General features: G+C 57.8%; 13 protein-coding genes and 2 pseudogenes. 8 read left to right on the forward strand and 7 right to left on the reverse strand.

Going from position 1 to position 16,080, the window contains the following annotated elements:
• Together G494_RS27410 and G494_RS26845 are read right to left on the reverse strand one after the other, a co-directional pair.
• Positions 1–212: pseudogene (locus G494_RS27410) on the reverse strand (IS5/IS1182 family transposase); the annotation flags it as partial.
• A gap of 832 nt (positions 213–1,044) precedes the next feature.
• Positions 1,045–1,224: a hypothetical protein gene (locus G494_RS26845; RefSeq protein WP_028584795.1), complete on the reverse strand. Its 180-nt coding sequence runs from the start codon at positions 1,222–1,224 to the stop codon at positions 1,045–1,047.
• 71 nt (positions 1,225–1,295) lie between these two features.
• Between G494_RS26845 and G494_RS27415 the strand changes: the two genes are divergently transcribed.
• Positions 1,296–1,514, forward strand: a complete 219-nt coding sequence (locus G494_RS27415; RefSeq protein ID WP_208597674.1) for a hypothetical protein — start codon at positions 1,296–1,298, stop codon at positions 1,512–1,514.
• 13 nt (positions 1,515–1,527) lie between these two features.
• Here G494_RS27415 and G494_RS0112370 read toward each other — a convergent pair whose 3' ends face one another.
• Together G494_RS0112370 and G494_RS0112375 are read right to left on the reverse strand one after the other, a co-directional pair.
• Entirely contained in the window at positions 1,528–1,977 is a 450-nt protein-coding gene (locus G494_RS0112370) for a CBS domain-containing protein (protein WP_028584796.1), read from the reverse strand.
• Positions 1,978–2,066: 89 nt separating this feature from the next.
• Positions 2,067–2,468 (reverse strand): DUF2784 domain-containing protein, encoded by a 402-nt coding sequence (locus tag G494_RS0112375; RefSeq protein ID WP_028584797.1) that lies wholly within the window; start codon positions 2,466–2,468, stop codon positions 2,067–2,069.
• A 353-nt stretch (positions 2,469–2,821) separates the two neighbouring features.
• Between G494_RS0112375 and G494_RS0112380 the strand changes: the two genes are divergently transcribed.
• From G494_RS0112380 to G494_RS0112390, 3 genes are read left to right on the forward strand one after another with little or no spacing between them, the layout of a single operon-like run.
• Positions 2,822–3,070, forward strand: a complete 249-nt coding sequence (locus G494_RS0112380) for a hypothetical protein (RefSeq protein ID WP_028584798.1) — start codon at positions 2,822–2,824, stop codon at positions 3,068–3,070.
• A gap of 50 nt (positions 3,071–3,120) precedes the next feature.
• Positions 3,121–3,861: a protein-L-isoaspartate(D-aspartate) O-methyltransferase gene (locus tag G494_RS0112385; protein WP_084456771.1), complete on the forward strand. Its 741-nt coding sequence runs from the start codon at positions 3,121–3,123 to the stop codon at positions 3,859–3,861.
• The gene (locus G494_RS0112390) at positions 3,861–6,302 is read left to right on the forward strand and encodes a polyamine aminopropyltransferase (protein WP_208597675.1); all 2,442 of its coding nucleotides are present in this window, start codon (positions 3,861–3,863) and stop codon (positions 6,300–6,302) included. Before G494_RS0112385 ends, G494_RS0112390 begins: the two co-directional genes overlap by 1 nt.
• Before the next feature lie 286 nt (positions 6,303–6,588).
• On the opposite strand, the gene G494_RS26850 is transcribed toward G494_RS0112390, so the two are convergent.
• Together G494_RS26850 and G494_RS28100 are read right to left on the reverse strand one after the other, a co-directional pair.
• Positions 6,589–7,401 carry a YadA C-terminal domain-containing protein gene (locus G494_RS26850; RefSeq protein WP_028584801.1) on the reverse strand — a complete coding sequence of 271 codons (813 nt, stop codon included), beginning with the start codon at positions 7,399–7,401 and terminating at the stop codon, positions 6,589–6,591.
• A 28-nt stretch (positions 7,402–7,429) separates the two neighbouring features.
• Positions 7,430–7,570 (reverse strand): annotated as a pseudogene (locus G494_RS28100) (hypothetical protein); the annotation flags it as partial.
• 543 nt (positions 7,571–8,113) lie between these two features.
• Here G494_RS28100 and G494_RS0112405 point away from each other — a divergent pair.
• From G494_RS0112405 to G494_RS0112420, 4 genes are read left to right on the forward strand one after another with little or no spacing between them, the layout of a single operon-like run.
• Positions 8,114–8,746 carry a TetR/AcrR family transcriptional regulator gene (locus G494_RS0112405; RefSeq protein WP_028584802.1) on the forward strand — a complete coding sequence of 211 codons (633 nt, stop codon included), beginning with the start codon at positions 8,114–8,116 and terminating at the stop codon, positions 8,744–8,746.
• Between the two features lie 49 nt (positions 8,747–8,795).
• Positions 8,796–10,022: an efflux RND transporter periplasmic adaptor subunit gene (locus G494_RS23270; RefSeq protein WP_051305656.1), complete on the forward strand. Its 1,227-nt coding sequence runs from the start codon at positions 8,796–8,798 to the stop codon at positions 10,020–10,022.
• Between the two features lie 12 nt (positions 10,023–10,034).
• Positions 10,035–13,217, forward strand: coding sequence for an efflux RND transporter permease subunit (locus tag G494_RS0112415; protein ID WP_035246396.1), 3,183 nt, complete (start codon positions 10,035–10,037; stop codon positions 13,215–13,217).
• On the forward strand, positions 13,210–14,619 hold the full coding sequence (locus tag G494_RS0112420) for an efflux transporter outer membrane subunit (RefSeq protein WP_028584804.1): 1,410 nt from the start codon (positions 13,210–13,212) through the stop codon (positions 14,617–14,619). The genes G494_RS0112415 and G494_RS0112420 overlap by 8 nt, the downstream gene beginning before the upstream one ends.
• A gap of 255 nt (positions 14,620–14,874) precedes the next feature.
• On the opposite strand, the gene G494_RS0112425 is transcribed toward G494_RS0112420, so the two are convergent.
• On the reverse strand, positions 14,875–16,074 hold the full coding sequence (locus G494_RS0112425) for an ABC transporter permease (protein ID WP_028584805.1): 1,200 nt from the start codon (positions 16,072–16,074) through the stop codon (positions 14,875–14,877).
• Positions 16,075–16,080 lie beyond the last annotated feature (6 nt).

Raw genomic sequence — 16,080 nt, forward strand, 5'->3', positions numbered from 1 at the left:
TACAGTGACTGCAGGATAAGGATCTTGAACAGCAATATCGCATCGTATCCTCTGGGGCCAACGTTTGACTTTCGTTTCTTATTGCGGACTTTTTCGATAGCCGGTCGGAACAATTCCCAATCAATAACCTCATTCAGCCTAGCGAGGGGGTCACCATTCTTGTCAATTTTGAGCAATCTATCCTGCAGATCGAAAAAGCCGGGCTGAATCATGGTTGTCTCCATCGAGTAAGGTTACCGCTTGATCTCAAATCGACAGAATTGTACCAAATTTATGCAAAAACAGCAAGTTAACTGTCAAGATGCTGCGAATTACTGTATTTAATTTTCAAGGAACCCACTTGTTGCTTGGTGCATCTCTGCCGAACAAGTTCAGACATACTGACACCTTCCCTCTTAGCCTCTCTTGTTAAGAATGCTTTAAAATCAGGTGTTCCAAGAATAGTTATTCTTTCAGATTGTACAGCCATGTTACCTCCTTTCCCTAAATGCTTTTTGTTATAATGAGTATTATTATGTTAACCAGGGGCGGAGTCAATCCGTTTTGTTAATTTTTCTTAGGGAATCAGTGGGTTATGCACTTATCACTTGAATTCAGCTCTTCCTGTTTTGTTTCAAATTTAGTTTTTTGAGGGGTGGGGGCAGTATCATTTCCTCTCGGCCCGGGCCGACCAGGTGTGTAGATCTGGTATCAAAATCGTCGCCGGCAGCTGGTCCGGATCTCGCTTTTTGATACCAGAAAAAAGAGGATCGAGGGTAGCGCCGTACAGATCTCACGCAAACAATCAAAGGGCGTGGTATTAATCTTCCCAGGCATCGAGGACCAGCTTTCTTTTTTCTTCCCCGACAACTTGCAGATATATTTCAGTGGTTATCGGGCTGCCATGCCCCATGAGCTGAGCCAGAATATGGATAGGTAGAGGATTGGGGCCTGACACCATAGCGACACCAAATCAGTGACGAAGCCCTTTCCCTGTAGCCTGTTTCCCCTTGATGTTGGCTCTATTCATAACCCGCTTTACAAGGCGATATGCAGTTGGTCTACTCACACCCCAAAATAATCTGTTGAGCCGAACTTTACCCTCCAGATCGCCTCGACCCCAAAATCTCTTATAAAGATTTCCGCTAAAAGCCATTCCAGGGTGATACCAAAACTACGAATCGGTCTTGGTTTAAGTCGAAAATGGTGTTGGTCGAGGCGTTCAACCAGGCCGATCTCTGCCATGTAGAGATATACCCTGCGCTAACCTCCGCTGAAGGGTATTTTGCCACCTCGCTGAGAGAGAAGGCATCCTGATGCTTGATGATATCACGAAAAAAGATTCTAAAGGAGTAGTGAAGAATCCTTTTGTAATAACTGTTGATATGGCAAGCTTCAGGGATAAGCAAATCCTGCAGAGGTGCAGACGTATAAACGGCCTGCCCCGTGTCCTCAGTAAGGTCTCGAGATTCGGCGGAGTTGTTCTATGGTTTCTGATTTCTTCATGGATCAAGGGGCAACGCCAGCCTGGATAGATCTGCGAAAGGGTCAGGATCGATGCTGCTCTTCCAGGCGCTGTTCCCTTGAAATCAGCGCAACCAGGTCTGTCAGCTGTTCGGCAAGCAGGTCCACCAGGTCATCCACGGCAATAATCCCTTCCAGGCCTCCCTGCGGATTCACCACCGGAATACGGCGTACACCCCTGCCGCGCATTCGCTTCACGGTGGCAGAGAGTTCATCTCCCTCCAGGGCGGTGAGCAGGTCAAAACTCATGGTTTCAACAATCTTAACCTCTGCCGGGTCAAAATCCCGGGCCAGGATTTTAAGCACGATGTCCCGGTCGGTCAGGATCCCCACCGGTACCCTTTCCCCGGATCCTTCCTCTACCACCACCAGGTCGCCCACATGGTACTGCTGCATGAGCTTTGCAGCCTCCAGTATGGTCTGTTCTCGATTAACGACAACCACCTCACGGTTACAGATCTCTCCAGCGTTCATAGTGTCTCCTCTTTAATATAGAAAACAGAACGGTTACGGCCATACAACCCAGTTGCAAGAACCAACCACTGTCCCGCTCGCCTGGCGGTTCAGGACGGGTGTTTTTTCTCCCTGTCGGCTCTATTTCCCCTGGCCTTCCTCTGTCTGGCGATCAGGTATCCGTAGATAAGGCCGTTAATGGCGACAACCGAGACCCCCAAGATGAGCTGCATCGATCGGGTCAGTGCCGAAGGGTAGACCAGGGGCAAAAGGTAATGCTCCACAAATCCTTCCTGATAGGCCGTTTTGCTCAGGTTTCTGAGATACTGTTCCACAGGGGTGAGTGGGCACTGCCAGCCCAGGAGCTCAATAAGGGTTCCCCAGGCCACTGCGGGGAGGTGCAGGGAGCAGAGCCAGTTCCATTTCAAGACCAGGAAACCGCCAAACACCACAAAGAGGATAAAGCCAAGGTGAAGAATGACCAGAACATCTGCAAAAAGTTGAGCCGGCATGGGCGACCTGTCTGAGATGGTGGGCAGGTAAGGTCGAAATCACCTTGTAGAGGCCTGGGCATGGCCGTTCAGGGACCAGTGGGCCTTCATCCGCAACCCTTTACTGCCTTTACTGCCTTTACTGCCTTTACTGCCGTTACTGCCGTTACTGCCCTTAAAAATTAACCATCTTTATTGAGGAGACAACCGGGAAAAATGGAGCTATCCCTTGGCCCCCATACAAGCTTTTTGTTCCAGAGGCTGCCATTGTTTTTGACAAGAGTTGAGCTGATGATAATTTTAATGGAACAGAGAGAATGATGACAGCCGCAAAGGGGGAAGGGGGAGCGTCATAGACCCTGGTGGAGTGAGGAATGATCGCCAAGAAGAACCTCCTGGTCATCCGGGTAGAGTGCTATTCAGGGTATCGGGGAGAGGAAACACCGCGCCGCCTGGTGTTTACGCATCAACAGGTGGAGGTGGTCGAGATCCTGGATCGCTGGCTGGCTCCGGATCACCGCTACTTCAAGCTCAAGGGTGATGATGGGGCGATCTATATCATTCGTCATGAGGTAACCAGCAGGCAATGGGAGCTGACCCTCTATGATCGCGCTTCCCTCTGACAGATCCCTGAGAGGCCCTGATACCCTTCCCCTGTTACAGAGGAGTGGCCATGGTCCAGAGAAGAACGCTGGTTGGCGTATTTGTTCTTATCCTGCTGCTGATACCGCTGGGCAGACTCGCTGCGGCAGAGCCGTATGAGGAGCTGCGCCGGAGCCTGCTCCGGGAGATCATCGAGAATGTCCGCACCACCAGCAGGTACCTGAAGAAAAGCAGTCTGGACGAAGAGGTCATGGTCGCCATGTCCAAGGTGCCTCGCCATCTCTTTGTTCCCGAGGCCTATCGGCGACAGGCCTATGAAAATCGGCCGCTGCCCATCGGTCAGGGGCAGACCATCTCCCAGCCCTATATCGTCGCCATCATGACGGACCTGCTGAACCTGGATCCTTCGGACCTGGTTTTAGAGGTAGGTACCGGCTCTGGGTACCAGGCTGCGGTCCTGGCAGAGTTGGTCAACCGGGTCTACTCCATGGAGATCATCGAGAAGCTGCAGAGCTCTGCTGCAGAACGGCTGAAACAGCTTGGCTATACCAATGTGGAGACCAGGCTGGGTGACGGCTATTACGGCTGGGAGGAGCATGCACCCTTTGATGCGATTATCGTGACCGCTGCCGCCGGCCAGATCCCTCCGCCGCTTATCAGGCAGCTGAAACCGGGCGGCAGGATGGTGATACCCGTGGGCAGCACCTTTATGACCCAGTACCTGCTGCTGGTGGAGAAGCGGAGGGACGGCAGCCTCTCCACCCGTCAGGTGCTACCGGTTCGCTTTGTGCCTCTCACCGGGATCCACTGATGAGGCCGCCTATCTTTGCCGTGGCCCTGCTTTCCGGGGCAGCACTCTCCTACGAAATCCTGCTGATCCGCCTCTTTGCCATTATCCAGTGGCATCACTTCGCCTACATGATCATCAGCCTCGCCCTCTTGGGCTACGGTGCCAGCGGCATGTTCCTCAGCCTGGGCCGTGAGTGGCTGCAGTCCCGTTTTGCTGCGGCCTTCCTGGCCAATGGCCTGCTCTTCTCTCTTTCCTCCATCCTCTGCTTCCTGGTCGGCCAGCAGATTCCCTTCAATCCCCTGGAGATGGTCTGGGACGGTCGACAGCTTCTCTCTCTCCTGCTGCTCTACCTGCTGCTGGCTCTGCCCTTTTTTGGGGCGGCAAACTGCATCGGTCTTACCTTTTCCCGGTTCACGGCGCAAATTCCCAGGATATACGGTTTTGATCTGCTTGGTGCCGGGGCAGGGGCCCTTGGCATCATTCTTCTCCTCTTTCTGGCGGCGCCATTGACCGCGCTCTATCTCATCGGCGCCCTTGGCTTGCTGGCCACTGCTGTCGCTGTTCTTGAATCCCGTCTCGCTCCCCGCTGGCTGGCAGCGTTCTTGGTCGTCCTCGCCCTTGCCTTGGTCCCCATCCTGCAACTGCAGAAGATCCCCCTGCAGATCTCACCCTATAAGGGCCTCAGCCAGACTCTCACGGTCCTGGGCAGGGAGGTGGTCGAGGAGCTGAGCAGTCCCCTGGGGATGCTCAGCGTGGTCAGGAGTCCGCTCGTTCCCTTCCGTCACGCGCCCGGCCTGAGCCTGAACAGCGCCCTTGAACCGGCGGAGCAACTTGGGGTCTTCACCGACGCCGACGGCCTGAGCGTGATTACCAGGGATGACGGCCAGCCGGACTCCCTTGCCTATATGGACCATTTCACCTCGGCTCTGCCCTATCATCTCCTCAAGGAGCCGCGGGTCCTGATCCTTGGTGCCGGCGGCGGCGCAGATGTCCTCCAGGCCCGCCTGCTTGGGGCGAAGAGCATCGATGCGGTCGAGATCAACCCCCAGATGGCCGAGCTGGTGATGAACAGCTATGCCGACTTTGCCGGAGACCCCTATGCCGCCCAGGGGGTTCGGCTCCATATCGACGAGGCGCGGGGCTTTGTCTCGAAAAGCAGGGGGCGATACGATCTGATTCAGGTCGCCCTGCTCGACGCGTTCAGTAGCTCCTCGGCCGGTCTCTACGCCCTCTCGGAGAGTTATACCTTCACCGTTGAGGCACTGGTCGAATATCTCCGCCATCTCTCTTCGGGTGGGATGGTGGCGATCAGCCGCTGGGTCAAGGTTCCACCCCGGGACGGGCTCAAACTCTTTGCCACCGCTGTGGCTGCCCTGGAGCGCCTGGGGGTGCATAACCCGGGGCAGCAGCTGATCCTTATTCGCAGTTGGCAGACAAGCACCCTCCTGGTCAAGAACGGGGTGTTGAGCGATCAGGAGATTAAGCAGGTGGAGCGATTCTGTGCGGCCCGTTCCTTTGACCCGGGCTACTATCCGGGCATGGTTGCCCGGGCGGCCAATCAGCACAACCAGCTCGAGCGGCCATACTTTTTCGAGGCAAGCAGTGCCCTGCTGGATAGGGCAGGGGCAGGGGCATTTGCAGACCGCTATAAATTCAACATCCAGCCTGCCACCGATGACAGGCCCTATTTTTCCCATTTTTTCAAATGGAGCAGCCTGGCCGAACTGCTCTCGCTTGGGGCCGGCGGCGGTCTAGCCCTGCTGGAACAGGGCTACCTGGTCCTGATCGCCACCTGTGTCCAGGCAACAGTCGCCAGCCTGCTCCTGATCCTGGCGCCCCTCTGGTTCTGGGCTCGCCGGGAAACCAGGCCAGCAGCCACGGGTATTCGCCATGAATCGTGGTGGGTGGTGAGCTACTTCTTTTCCCTTGGCCTTGCCTTTCTCTTCATCGAGGTCGCCTTTATCCAGAAGTTCATTCTCTTTCTCCACCATCCGCTCTATGCCGCAGGGGTGGTGATAGCAGGCTTTCTCTTTTTTGCCGGCCTGGGGAGCAACCTGAGTTCCCGGCTCAGCCAAAAAAATGGCCTGCAAAGTGTTGCCCTGATCCTGCCGGTGAGCGCCATTGCCGTCATCTCCCTGTGCTACCTCTTCCTGTTGCCCTCCATCTTTCAGCAGCTGCTCTGGCTTTCCAGCCCCTGGAAGATATGCGTTTCGCTCTGCCTGATTGCCCCCCTGGCCTTCTGCATGGGCATCCCCTTTCCCCTGGGGCTCTCGGCGCTTGCCAGTCGCGCACCGGAACTGATCCCCTGGGCCTGGGGAATCAACGGCTGCGGTTCTGTGATCAGTGCGGTCCTGGCGACCATCCTGGCCATCCATCTGGGATTTCGAGCAGTGGTGATCGCAGCGGTCGCGCTCTATCTGCTGGCAGCCCTGGTCTATCCTGCCGGGAAGAAGAGTGTATAGACCCTGGTGATACGGCTGGGTCAAGGTTTCCCTGCCTCCGGATTTCCCATGAATAAAGGATCATTTTCATGGATGAGCAGTGAGGGGCTTTCCCCTCTCGCTCATTTTCTTTGGCTGTCATGCCAGCCTTTGCGGGCATGACAGCCAAAGCGCGTGAATGGTGTCCTTTATAGGGGGAGTCCTTTGTCGCAGCGTTTACTTTGGGCAAACCAAGTGGAAACACCAATTATCTTGCCTGGTTTTCGAATATTACTTGGAGGTGATCCGGGCCGGAGGAGATCCGGAGCTAGAACTCCCAACTCACCCCGGCCCGCACCAGAACCGCGTCGTTGGAAACAGAGAGTCCGGTGTTGAGCATCAGGCTCTCCACGGCTTCCAGGCGGTGCACAGCGGTAAGGCCCAGGGCGACCTCACCCTTAAAACTGGCTGAGCCAAGGTTGAGGGTGATCTTGCCGGGGGCAGAGGGCATCAGTTCGATCAGGGCGGCGGCTGCGGCAATGCCGGCCCGGGACTCGTTCCTCAGCTCATCGAGGGAACTGCTCAGGCTGTTGATACCTTCACGGTTCTGCTGAATGTTTGTTCGGTTGTGGCTGATCTCGCTGCGGTTGCGACGGATGTTTTGGCTATTGGTGGCTACCCGGGCGTTGGTCCTGTCAAGCTGCCCCCTGTTGACCGCATCAGTGGGCTTGAGACCAGGGGCGAGGTTGGTGAGCCGCCGTTCGTTTCCCGGTGAGCCGACAGAGACGGTGTTCGGCTCAGAGGCGACCGAGTCCTTGCCCAGGGCCACGCTGCTGCTTGCCCCTGCCTCAATCCGGGCGTTCTGGCCTATTGCCGTGCCGCCGTCTGCGCTGACCGTGGAGTGAGCGCCGATGGCCGTATCATTGGTCCGGGACGAGGCACCCGGGCCGCTGGCAATGGAGCCGCTGCCGCTGGCAGTGGAGCTTCCTCCCGGGGCGGAGGAGAGCCAGGCGGTTGCAGCCCTGGTGCTTGAGATGGCGCTGTTGAGCTGACCAAGATTCACCCCGTCGGTGTCGGTGTCGCTGCTGCCTGCTGCCTGCTGCCAGATTGGTGAGCCGCTGTTCCGCTCCGGAGCGACCAATGGAGACGGTATCCGCTTGATCAGCCAAGGAGCGGTAGCCCAAGGCCACGCTCCCCTCAGCGGAGGCCCAAGAAGAGCCCCCTGTCGCTGTGCTCTCCCTACCGGTGGCCTGAGAGTCGCTCCCTGTCGCCGTGCTTCCAATACCTGTAGCTCTAGTATCTGGCCCCACTGCTAAATTGAGCAAACTTGTTCCCAAGGGCGTACCATCATCAGCTGGATGTCCTAAGGCTTCCCCAAGCTCAAGGGCTCGGAGCGGGGAGCTGAAACCCAGGGTGGTGATAGCTTCCCCTCATTCCTTTCCTCCTCTCTCTTTCCCTGACTCCGGCCACCCTATTCCTGGGCGGGTGAGCCAGATCCTCTGCTCCCTTGGGAGCCGATTTATACCCTAAAGTATCCCTGAAAGGCTACCGTTGAAATCGTTAAAATCGTGGTATCTATTTGTAAATAAAGGAAAAAAATTTATGATGGTGTCGGCCCGGTCCTGGTCTCCGGAGGCGCCGGCCGGAGACGGCTCTGCCCGGGTTTTCCAGCTGGGAGAGGCCACGTGATCTCCTGCACAGCCAGCCAGCTCTCTACCGGGCAAGAAAATTGAGAGGAAAATAGTGAGGGGTGGAGGTGATTTCACTTGACGATATGATGTGCGGTTCATTATATGAATCATGCGTCATTTTTTGTAAGTTCGCGTCAAATATGATCACAGGGAGGTTGAATTATGGAGGGAGAGAAGCTCTCACGCCGGGAACGGGAAAAACGTTGGCAACGCCAGGAGATGCTGGCCGCGGCCATCGAACTCTTTTCAGAGAAGGGATATCACAATGTCTCCATGAATGAGATTGCCAAAAAAGCAGAGTTTGCCATCGGTACGCTCTACAAGTTCTTTAAAAATAAGGAAGATCTCTACAGATCAATCATCGCTGAGCTCTCGGGAAAGTTTCATCAGGCCATTAATGAGGTCCTGGAGGGGAGAGGCGATGAGATCGAAAAACTGCGCAACTACGTCAAGGCCAAGGCCGCGATCTTCATGGACAATGTCTCCATCGTCCGCCTCTACTTTGCCGAAACCCGCGGCGCCAGTTGCAATATCAAGGCAGGCCTGGATCTTGAGATTCGAGAAAAACATGAGCGGCATCTGCAGGATATTGCCCTGATCTTTGAAAGCGGCATGAACAATCAACGATTTCAGAGGATCGCCGAGCCCTACCATCTAGCCGTCAGTATTGACAGCCTGAGCAATGCCTTTCTTCATCTCTGGCTGGAGGCCCCTGATCAGCACCCCTATCCAGAGGATCCGGATGTGATTCTTAATATCCTCTTCAAGGGGCTGCTTGATCCAGGCGAGTCCTAAGAGAAAAAAGAAAAATCATATATTATTTTAATTAGTTGGAGAATTAGTAATGCACGTTGATACAATGGTATCCAAACCCCTTGGCCGAGCTATGGCCTTGCTGCTGGCGGCAGCTTCACTGGTGTTGGCCAGCGCTGAGCGTCCGGCGCAGGCAGCGCCGCCATCACAGCCACGCGAGGTTGTGGTGCTGTCGGTGCAGCCCAGGCCCTTGACCCTGACCACCGAGTTGCCGGGACGTACCTCGGCCTTTCGGGTAGCGGAGATTCGTCCCCAGGTGAGCGGGCTCATCCTCAGGCGGCTGTTTGAGGAAGGTTCCGATGTCGAATCCGGACAGCTGCTCTATCAGCTTGATCCCGCTCCCTTCCAGGCAATGCTCGATACAGCCCAGGCCTCTCTGCTTCGGGCAGAGGCCAATCTCTCTGCCATCCGTTCCAGGGTTGACCGTTACCAGAAACTGCTGGCTGATAAGGCGGTAAGTCGGCAGGATTATGATGATGCGGCTGCAGTCCTGAAACAGACCCAGGCAGAGATTGCCTCCTGGAAGGCCCAGGTAAAGACCGCCCGGATTAACCTCCAATACACCCAGGTCACTGCCCCGATTTCCGGACGTATCGGCAGGTCCCGGGTGACCGAGGGGGCCATCGTAACCGCCTATCAACCCCTTGCCCTGGCCACCATTCAACAGCTGGACCCGATCTACGTTGATGTGCCCCAATCCACCTCCGAATTGCTGCGTTTGAAACGCAGCCTGGCAGACGGTCGCCTCGATCAGGGAGGGACAGAGCTGAACAGGGTCAACCTTGTCCTGGAGGACGGGCTCCCCTATTCCCAGGAGGGCAGTCTGCAGTTCCAGGATGTTACCGTTGACCCGACCACGGGATCGGTCATCCTGCGGCTTGTCTTTCCCAACCCGGACGGGCTGCTCCTGCCAGGCATGTTTGTCCAGGCCCTGATCAAGGAAGGGATCAGCCGGCAGGCCATCCTGGTACCACAGCAGGGGGTCTCCCGTGATCCCAAGGGGAATCCCTTTGCAATGATCGTGGACCCTGAAGGCAAGGTCCTCGTCCGCAGGCTGACCATTGACCGAGCCATCAAGGATCAATGGTTTGTCACCTCGGGCCTGGTGGCTGGAGACCGTTTGATCATCGAGGGCAGGCAGATGCTGCGGCCCGGTACCGTGGTGAAAGCTGTCCCCTCTGCAGGAAAAGGGTCAGAACAGGGACTTGCCTCGGCCCATGCAGCTCAGTCATCTCAAGCAGCTTCTGCAGCGAATTAAGGGAGGCGCGTGATGTTGTCAAAATTCTTTCTGGACCGTCCGGTCTTTGCCTGGGTCATCGCCATCGTCATGATGGCGGCAGGAGGGCTGGCGATCTATAACCTGCCCATTTCCCAGTATCCACCCATCGCTCCGCCCTCCATCGCCATCGAGTCGTTTTTCCCAGGTGCCTCGGGTGAGACCGTTGAAAATACCGTAACCCAGATCATCGAGCAGAAGATGACCGGTCTGGACGACATGCTCTACCTCTCCGGTACCAGCTCTTCCTCCGGTGCCTCCCGCATCGATCTGACCTTTGCCCCGGGGACCGATCCGGATGTCGCCTGGTCAAAGGTACAGAACAAGCTTCAGCTGGCCATGGCCAGTCTCCCCGATGTGGTTCAGCGCCAGGGGGTCAAGGTCAGTAAGTCAACCAAGAACTATCTCCTGATCGTCGGCCTGATCTCCGAAGACGGCAGCATGGATGGCAATGACCTCCGGGATTATGCCCAGTCCAATCTGGAGAAGATCCTCTCCCGGGTGCCCGGGGTCGGTGAGGTCAACAACTTCGGCTCCCAGTATGCCATGCGGGTCTGGGTCAACCCCGACAAGTTGACCAGCTTCAACCTAACCATGGAGGATGTCATCCTGGCGCTCCGTGCCTACAACGTGGAGGTCTCTGCCGGTCAGTTCGGCGGGGCACCGGCCGTGAAAGGACAGCGCCTCAACGCCGCCATCACGGTTCAGCATCTGCTCCAGACCCCGGAGGAGTTTGCCGCCATCCCTGTCCGCACCAATGCGGATGGTTCTGTGGTGCGTGTCAGTGATATCGGTCGGACCGAGCTGGGCACCGAGCGTTATGATGTCATCGCCCGGTATAACGGCAAACCCTCTGCAGCCATGGCTATCCGTCAGGCCGCCGGGGCCAATGCCCTGGACACGGCCGATGCCGTCAAAGAGAAGCTTGCGGAGATGAGCCCCTATTTCCCCCCTGGGATGAAGGTGATCTACCCCTATGACACCACGCCCTTTACCAAGGTGGCCATCGACGAGGTGGTCAAGACCCTGTTTGAGGCCGTGCTCCTGGTGTTTGTGATCATGTACCTCTTCATGGGGACCTTCCGCGCCACCCTGATCCCGACCATTGCCGTGCCGGTGGTGCTGCTGGGGACCTTTGCGGTCCTGGGGCTGTTCGGTTTTTCCATCAACATGTTGACCATGTTCGCCATGGTCCTGGCCATCGGCCTTCTGGTGGATGACGCCATCGTGGTGGTGGAGAACGTGGAGCGGATCATGGCCGAGGAGGGGCTCCCGCCCAGGGAGGCCACGGCCAAGTCCATGGAAGAGATCACCAGCGCCCTGATCGGTATCGGTCTGGTGCTTTCGGCGGTCTTCGGCCCCATGGCCTTTTTCCCCGGCTCGACCGGCGTCATTTATCGTCAGTTTTCGGTGACCGTTATTGCCTCGATGCTGCTCTCGGTGGTGGTGGCCCTGGTTCTGACCCCGGTCCTCTGCGCCTCACTGCTCAAGCCGGTGGCAAAGGGGCACGAACCCTCGGACAATGCGGTCTTTTTCCTTCGTCCTTTCTTTCGCTGGTTTGACCGCTTCTTCTTTGGGGCCAGAGATCTCTATGTCAGGCTGGTCGGCCGGGTCCTGGCCAAAAAACTGCGTTACCTGCTGCTCTTTCTCCTGATCGTGGGTTCCATGGGATACCTCTTCCAGCGTATGCCCACCTCCTATCTTCCGGATGAGGACCAGGGGATCCTCCTGGTCCAGGCCATGCTGCCGTCAGGGGCGACCCTGGAGCAGACCGAGGAGGTCATGAACAGGGTGCGTGATCACTTCCTGGAGAATGAGCAGGAGGCGGTGGATTCCTTTCTCTCGGTTTCTGGATTCAGCTTTTCCGGCCAGGGACAAAACATGGCCCTGGGTTTTGCAAAGCTCAAGGACTGGAAGGTGCGCCAGCGCCCGGATCTCAAGGTCAAGGCTGTGGCCTCAAGAGCCATGGGCTCGTTTTCACAGATAAAAAGTGCCATGGTCTTTGCCTTTTCTCCGCCGGCGGTGATCGAACTGGGCAATGCCACAGGCTTTGACTTTCAGCTGCAGGATCGAGGCGGGCTGGGCCACCCAAAATTGATGTCCGCACGGAACCAGCTCCTGGGCATGGCGGCCCAGGATCCGCGCCTGGTCAGGGTTCGGCCCAACGGCATGCAGGATGTGCCCGAATACCGGATAGAGGTGGATTGGGAAAAGGCAGGCGCCCTGGGGGTTCCCATCAGCTCCATCCATAACACCATCGCGGCGGCCTTTGGCAGCGCCTATGTCAACGACTTCATCCAGGCAGGACGGGTCAAGCGGGTCTTTATCCAGGCAGATGCCCCCTATCGTATGTTGCCGAAAGACTTGAAAAAGCTCTATGTCCGCAACCAGGCGGGCAAGATGGTCCCCTTTGCCTCCTTTGCCTCCGGCAGTTGGAGCCTGGGCTCTCCCAAGCTGGAGCGCTACAACGCCTTTCCCTCCATCAACATCTGGGGTGAGCCTGCGCCTGGCATGAGCTCCGGCGAGGCCATGGAGGCCATGGAGGAGATTGTCGCCAAGCTGCCCCAGGGGATCGGCTTTGATTGGACCGGACTCTCCTACCAGGAGCGGATGGCCGGTTCCCAGGCCCCCCTGCTCTATGCCTTCTCCATCTTTGTGATCTTCCTCTGCCTGGCAGCCCTCTATGAGTCCTGGCCCATTCCCTTTGCCATCCTGCTCTGCCTGCCCCTGGGGGTCATCGGTGGGGTCATTGCCTCGTCCATGCGGGGAATGTCCAACGATGTTTACTTTCAGATCGGACTGTTGACCACCCTGGGCCTGACCACCAAGAATGCGATCCTGATCGTCCAGTTTGCCAGGGCCAGGGTCGATGAGGGCGTGGGCCTGGTCGAGGCGACCCTGGAGGCGGCCAGGTTACGCCTGCGTCCCATCATCATGACCTCGCTGGCCTTTGGCTTCGGGGTGCTGCCCCTGGCTCTGGCCAGCGGTGCCGGCTCGGGTGCCCAGCGGGCCATTGGCACCGGCGTGCTGGGGGGAATGGTCACCTCCACATTTTTGGTGATTCTGTTTGCACCGCTCTTTTACGTCCTGATCTATAAGCTTCTGGGAAAACACAGAAAAAAGGTAAGCTTTGAACATGTTGAAGAAAATGTTTCAGGAGGGCAGGGGAATGAATAGGCGATTATGGTTTCTTCTCCTGGCCGCGGCCCTGCTGCTCCACGGCTGCAGCCTGGCTCCCGACTACAACCGCCCCCTGGCTCCGATACCGTCTGAATGGCCGCAGGGGCCGGCCTATGAGGGTACTCAGACGGTCCCAGGTGCGGCAGGGGCTGCGGAACTGAGCTGGCAGGAGTTCTTTTCTGATGAACAGTTACGCACGATTATTGAAACCGCCCTGGCCAACAACCTGGATCTACGTTTGGTTGCCTTGAAGGTGGAAAGGGTGCGTGCCCTCTACGGCATCCAGCGGGCAGAGCTCTATCCGGCCCTCAACGCCGCCGGGGCGGGAGCTAAGCAGCAGCGATCCGTCGATCTTATCGGTCCGGGGGATGCCAGGACAACAGAACAGTATAGCCTGAACCTGGGGCTTGCCTCCTGGGAGATCGACTTCTTCGGCCGTACGCGCAGCTTGAGTGAGCAGGCTTTGAATGAATATCTGGCCACAGAACAGGGACGGCGCAGTGCCCGGATTCTGTTGATTTCAGAGGTCAGCAGGGCCTATCTCACCCTTGCCAAGGATCGGGAAAACCTCAGCCTGGCCCAATCCACCCTTGAGGATCAGCAGGGCGAATATGATATCATTCAAAGGCGTTATGATGTCGGGGTTGCAACAGAACTGGATCTGCGCCGCGCCCAGACCCGGGTGGATGCCGCCAGAAGAGATGTGGCCAGCTTCAGCCAACAGCTGGCCCAGGACCACAACCGCCTCAATCTGCTTTGCGGTTGTCAGCTGTCTGCCGAACTCCTGCCTGCGGATCTGAGCAGCCTCACCCCGCCCAGACCAATGAGCGCCGGTCTCTCCTCTGCGACACTGTTGAACCGACCCGACATCGTGGCGGCTGAATACCGTCTCAAGGGCGCTTATGCCCGGATCGGTGCAGCCCGGGCGGCCTTCTTTCCTCGGATCTCCTTAACCACCTCGGTGGGAACCGCCAGCGACGCCCTCTCCGGTCTCTTCACCTCCGGTACCGATGTCTGGAACTTTGCACCGCAGCTGGTGCTGCCGATTTTCGACGGTCGTATCTGGGCCGCATTCCGGCTCAGTGAAGCAGAGCAACAGATTGTTTTGACCGAGTATGAGAAGACCATTCAGGTCGCCTTCAGGGAGGTGGCTGATGCCCTGGCGGTGCAGGGAACCATAGACCGGCAGTTGGCCGCGCAGCAGTCTCTGGTCGATGCCCTTGCCGAGACCTATGGTCTTGCCAATAAACGCTATCTCGGTGGCCTTGACAGTTATCTCGGCGTCCTTGATGCCCAGCGGACCCTCTATGGGGCAAGGCGGGTGCTGATTTCACTTAATCTGGCCAAGCTTGCCAATCGGGTCAACCTCTACGCGGTCCTGGGCGGCGGCGCCGGCTAGCGCCCGGCCCGGCAGCCATAGGCCCGGGGCATGGAGCAGGCAGAAGCCGTTAGGGGAGAAGGAGAACTGCCTGCTGGTGGAGGGGAGGGAGCGGACAGCGCTCATTTCCCGAGAGTGTTCTCTGTCTCTCCATGATGTTCCCCCCCGGCAGACAGGCTTGGGGTCAAAGCGGATTCGGACTTAAGGGGGTTATGCTCCACTCTCTGGGTGCTGGTATGGATGGTTCATCCGGCAGAGGGGAGGTAGCCGATGGGGCTATTCCGAGCGCAGGGCCTCCAGGGGGTCGAGCATCGCAGCCTGTCGGGCAGGCAGGATGGAGGCGATCACGCCGATCCCCATGGCCAGCAGCTCGGCCAGGAGGACAAAGTGGTAGGGGGTATGTACCGGCAGAAGCGGCACAAAGGTGTGAATGAGCAGGCCGCAACTAAGACCCGCGGCCAGTCCCGCGGCACCGCCCAGTGCGGCGAGCAGGGTTCCCTCCATGAGAAAGAGGAGGAGAATCTGGCCCCGGGTCGCCCCCAGGGCACGGAGCAGGCCAATCTCACCGGTTCGTTCGCGCACTGCTATGGTCATCACCGTAAAGATCCCCACACTGCCGACCAGCAGGGAGATCCCGCCCAGGGCGCCGACCGCGGTGGTCAGCATGCCCAGCACCGAGCCCAGGACATCGAGCATCTGCTGCTGGGTGGTGATGGTGAAGTCCTCCTGGCCGTGCCGCTGGAGGAGCATCCTTCTGATGGCTGCCACCATCTCGTCGGCATTCGCCCCCTCCCGGTAGAGGATATCGATTTCCATCAAGCCCTCACGGTTGAACAGGTCCAGGGCCCTGACGGCCGGGATATAGATGGTGTCGTCCATGTCAAAGCCAAGGATCTGTCCCTTGGACTCCATTACCCCGATCACCCGACCTGGTTGGTTGCCCACCAGGATACGCTCTCCCAGGGGATTGCGGCCCGGGAACAGTTCCTCCCGCACCTTATGACCGAGAACCACAAAGGGCCTGGCCGTGCGGGCATCGTCCGGGGGCAGGAAGCGACCGGACTGTACCTGCATCCGGAAGGCGCGATCCATCTCCGGGCCTACCCCGTAGATGGTGATCCTCCGGGTACGGCCGTTGGCCTTTACCTCGGCATTGCCCTGGACCAGCGGCACCGCAGCCTCCACCCTGGGCAGCTGCGCCAGGGCATCGTTGTCCTCCAGGGTGAGCAGTCGTTCGGAGCCGATCACCCCCAGGGAGGAGCCGAAGGTGGTCACCTTGCCCGGATTGATGGCGATCAGGTTGGTGCCGAACTGGGTGAATTCAGCCAGGACAAAGCGCTGTAAGCCTTCCCCCATGGAGGTGAGCAGGATCACCGCAGCTATGCCCACCGCGATTCCCAGACCGGTGAGCACCGAGTGGAGCGGTTTGGCCCGGACCGAGAGGAGGACGAAGCGCGCCTGGTCGATAAAGTCCATGACGCA

This window comes from Desulfogranum mediterraneum DSM 13871 (genome assembly GCF_000429965.1).
Classification (GTDB): domain Bacteria; phylum Desulfobacterota; class Desulfobulbia; order Desulfobulbales; family Desulfobulbaceae; genus Desulfogranum; species Desulfogranum mediterraneum.

What these genes read in the sequence shown, in the direction of transcription:
- G494_RS0112375 (WP_028584797.1), bottom strand. Translation starts at nt 2,468, where the DNA reads ATGCCGGCTCAACTTTTTGCAGATGTTCTGGTCATTCTTCACCTTGGC.
- G494_RS0112415 (WP_035246396.1), top strand. Translation starts at nt 10,035, where the DNA reads ATGTTGTCAAAATTCTTTCTGGACCGTCCGGTCTTTGCCTGGGTCATC.
- G494_RS0112405 (WP_028584802.1), top strand. Translation starts at nt 8,114, where the DNA reads ATGGAGGGAGAGAAGCTCTCACGCCGGGAACGGGAAAAACGTTGGCAA.
- G494_RS0112425 (WP_028584805.1), bottom strand. Translation starts at nt 16,074, where the DNA reads ATGGACTTTATCGACCAGGCGCGCTTCGTCCTCCTCTCGGTCCGGGCC.
- G494_RS0112385 (WP_084456771.1), top strand. Translation starts at nt 3,121, where the DNA reads ATGGTCCAGAGAAGAACGCTGGTTGGCGTATTTGTTCTTATCCTGCTG.
- G494_RS0112380 (WP_028584798.1), top strand. Translation starts at nt 2,822, where the DNA reads ATGATCGCCAAGAAGAACCTCCTGGTCATCCGGGTAGAGTGCTATTCA.
- G494_RS26845 (WP_028584795.1), bottom strand. Translation starts at nt 1,224, where the DNA reads ATGGCAGAGATCGGCCTGGTTGAACGCCTCGACCAACACCATTTTCGA.
- G494_RS23270 (WP_051305656.1), top strand. Translation starts at nt 8,796, where the DNA reads ATGCACGTTGATACAATGGTATCCAAACCCCTTGGCCGAGCTATGGCC.
- G494_RS27415 (WP_208597674.1), top strand. Translation starts at nt 1,296, where the DNA reads ATGCTTGATGATATCACGAAAAAAGATTCTAAAGGAGTAGTGAAGAAT.
- G494_RS0112420 (WP_028584804.1), top strand. Translation starts at nt 13,210, where the DNA reads ATGAATAGGCGATTATGGTTTCTTCTCCTGGCCGCGGCCCTGCTGCTC.
- G494_RS0112370 (WP_028584796.1), bottom strand. Translation starts at nt 1,977, where the DNA reads ATGAACGCTGGAGAGATCTGTAACCGTGAGGTGGTTGTCGTTAATCGA.
- G494_RS0112390 (WP_208597675.1), top strand. Translation starts at nt 3,861, where the DNA reads ATGAGGCCGCCTATCTTTGCCGTGGCCCTGCTTTCCGGGGCAGCACTC.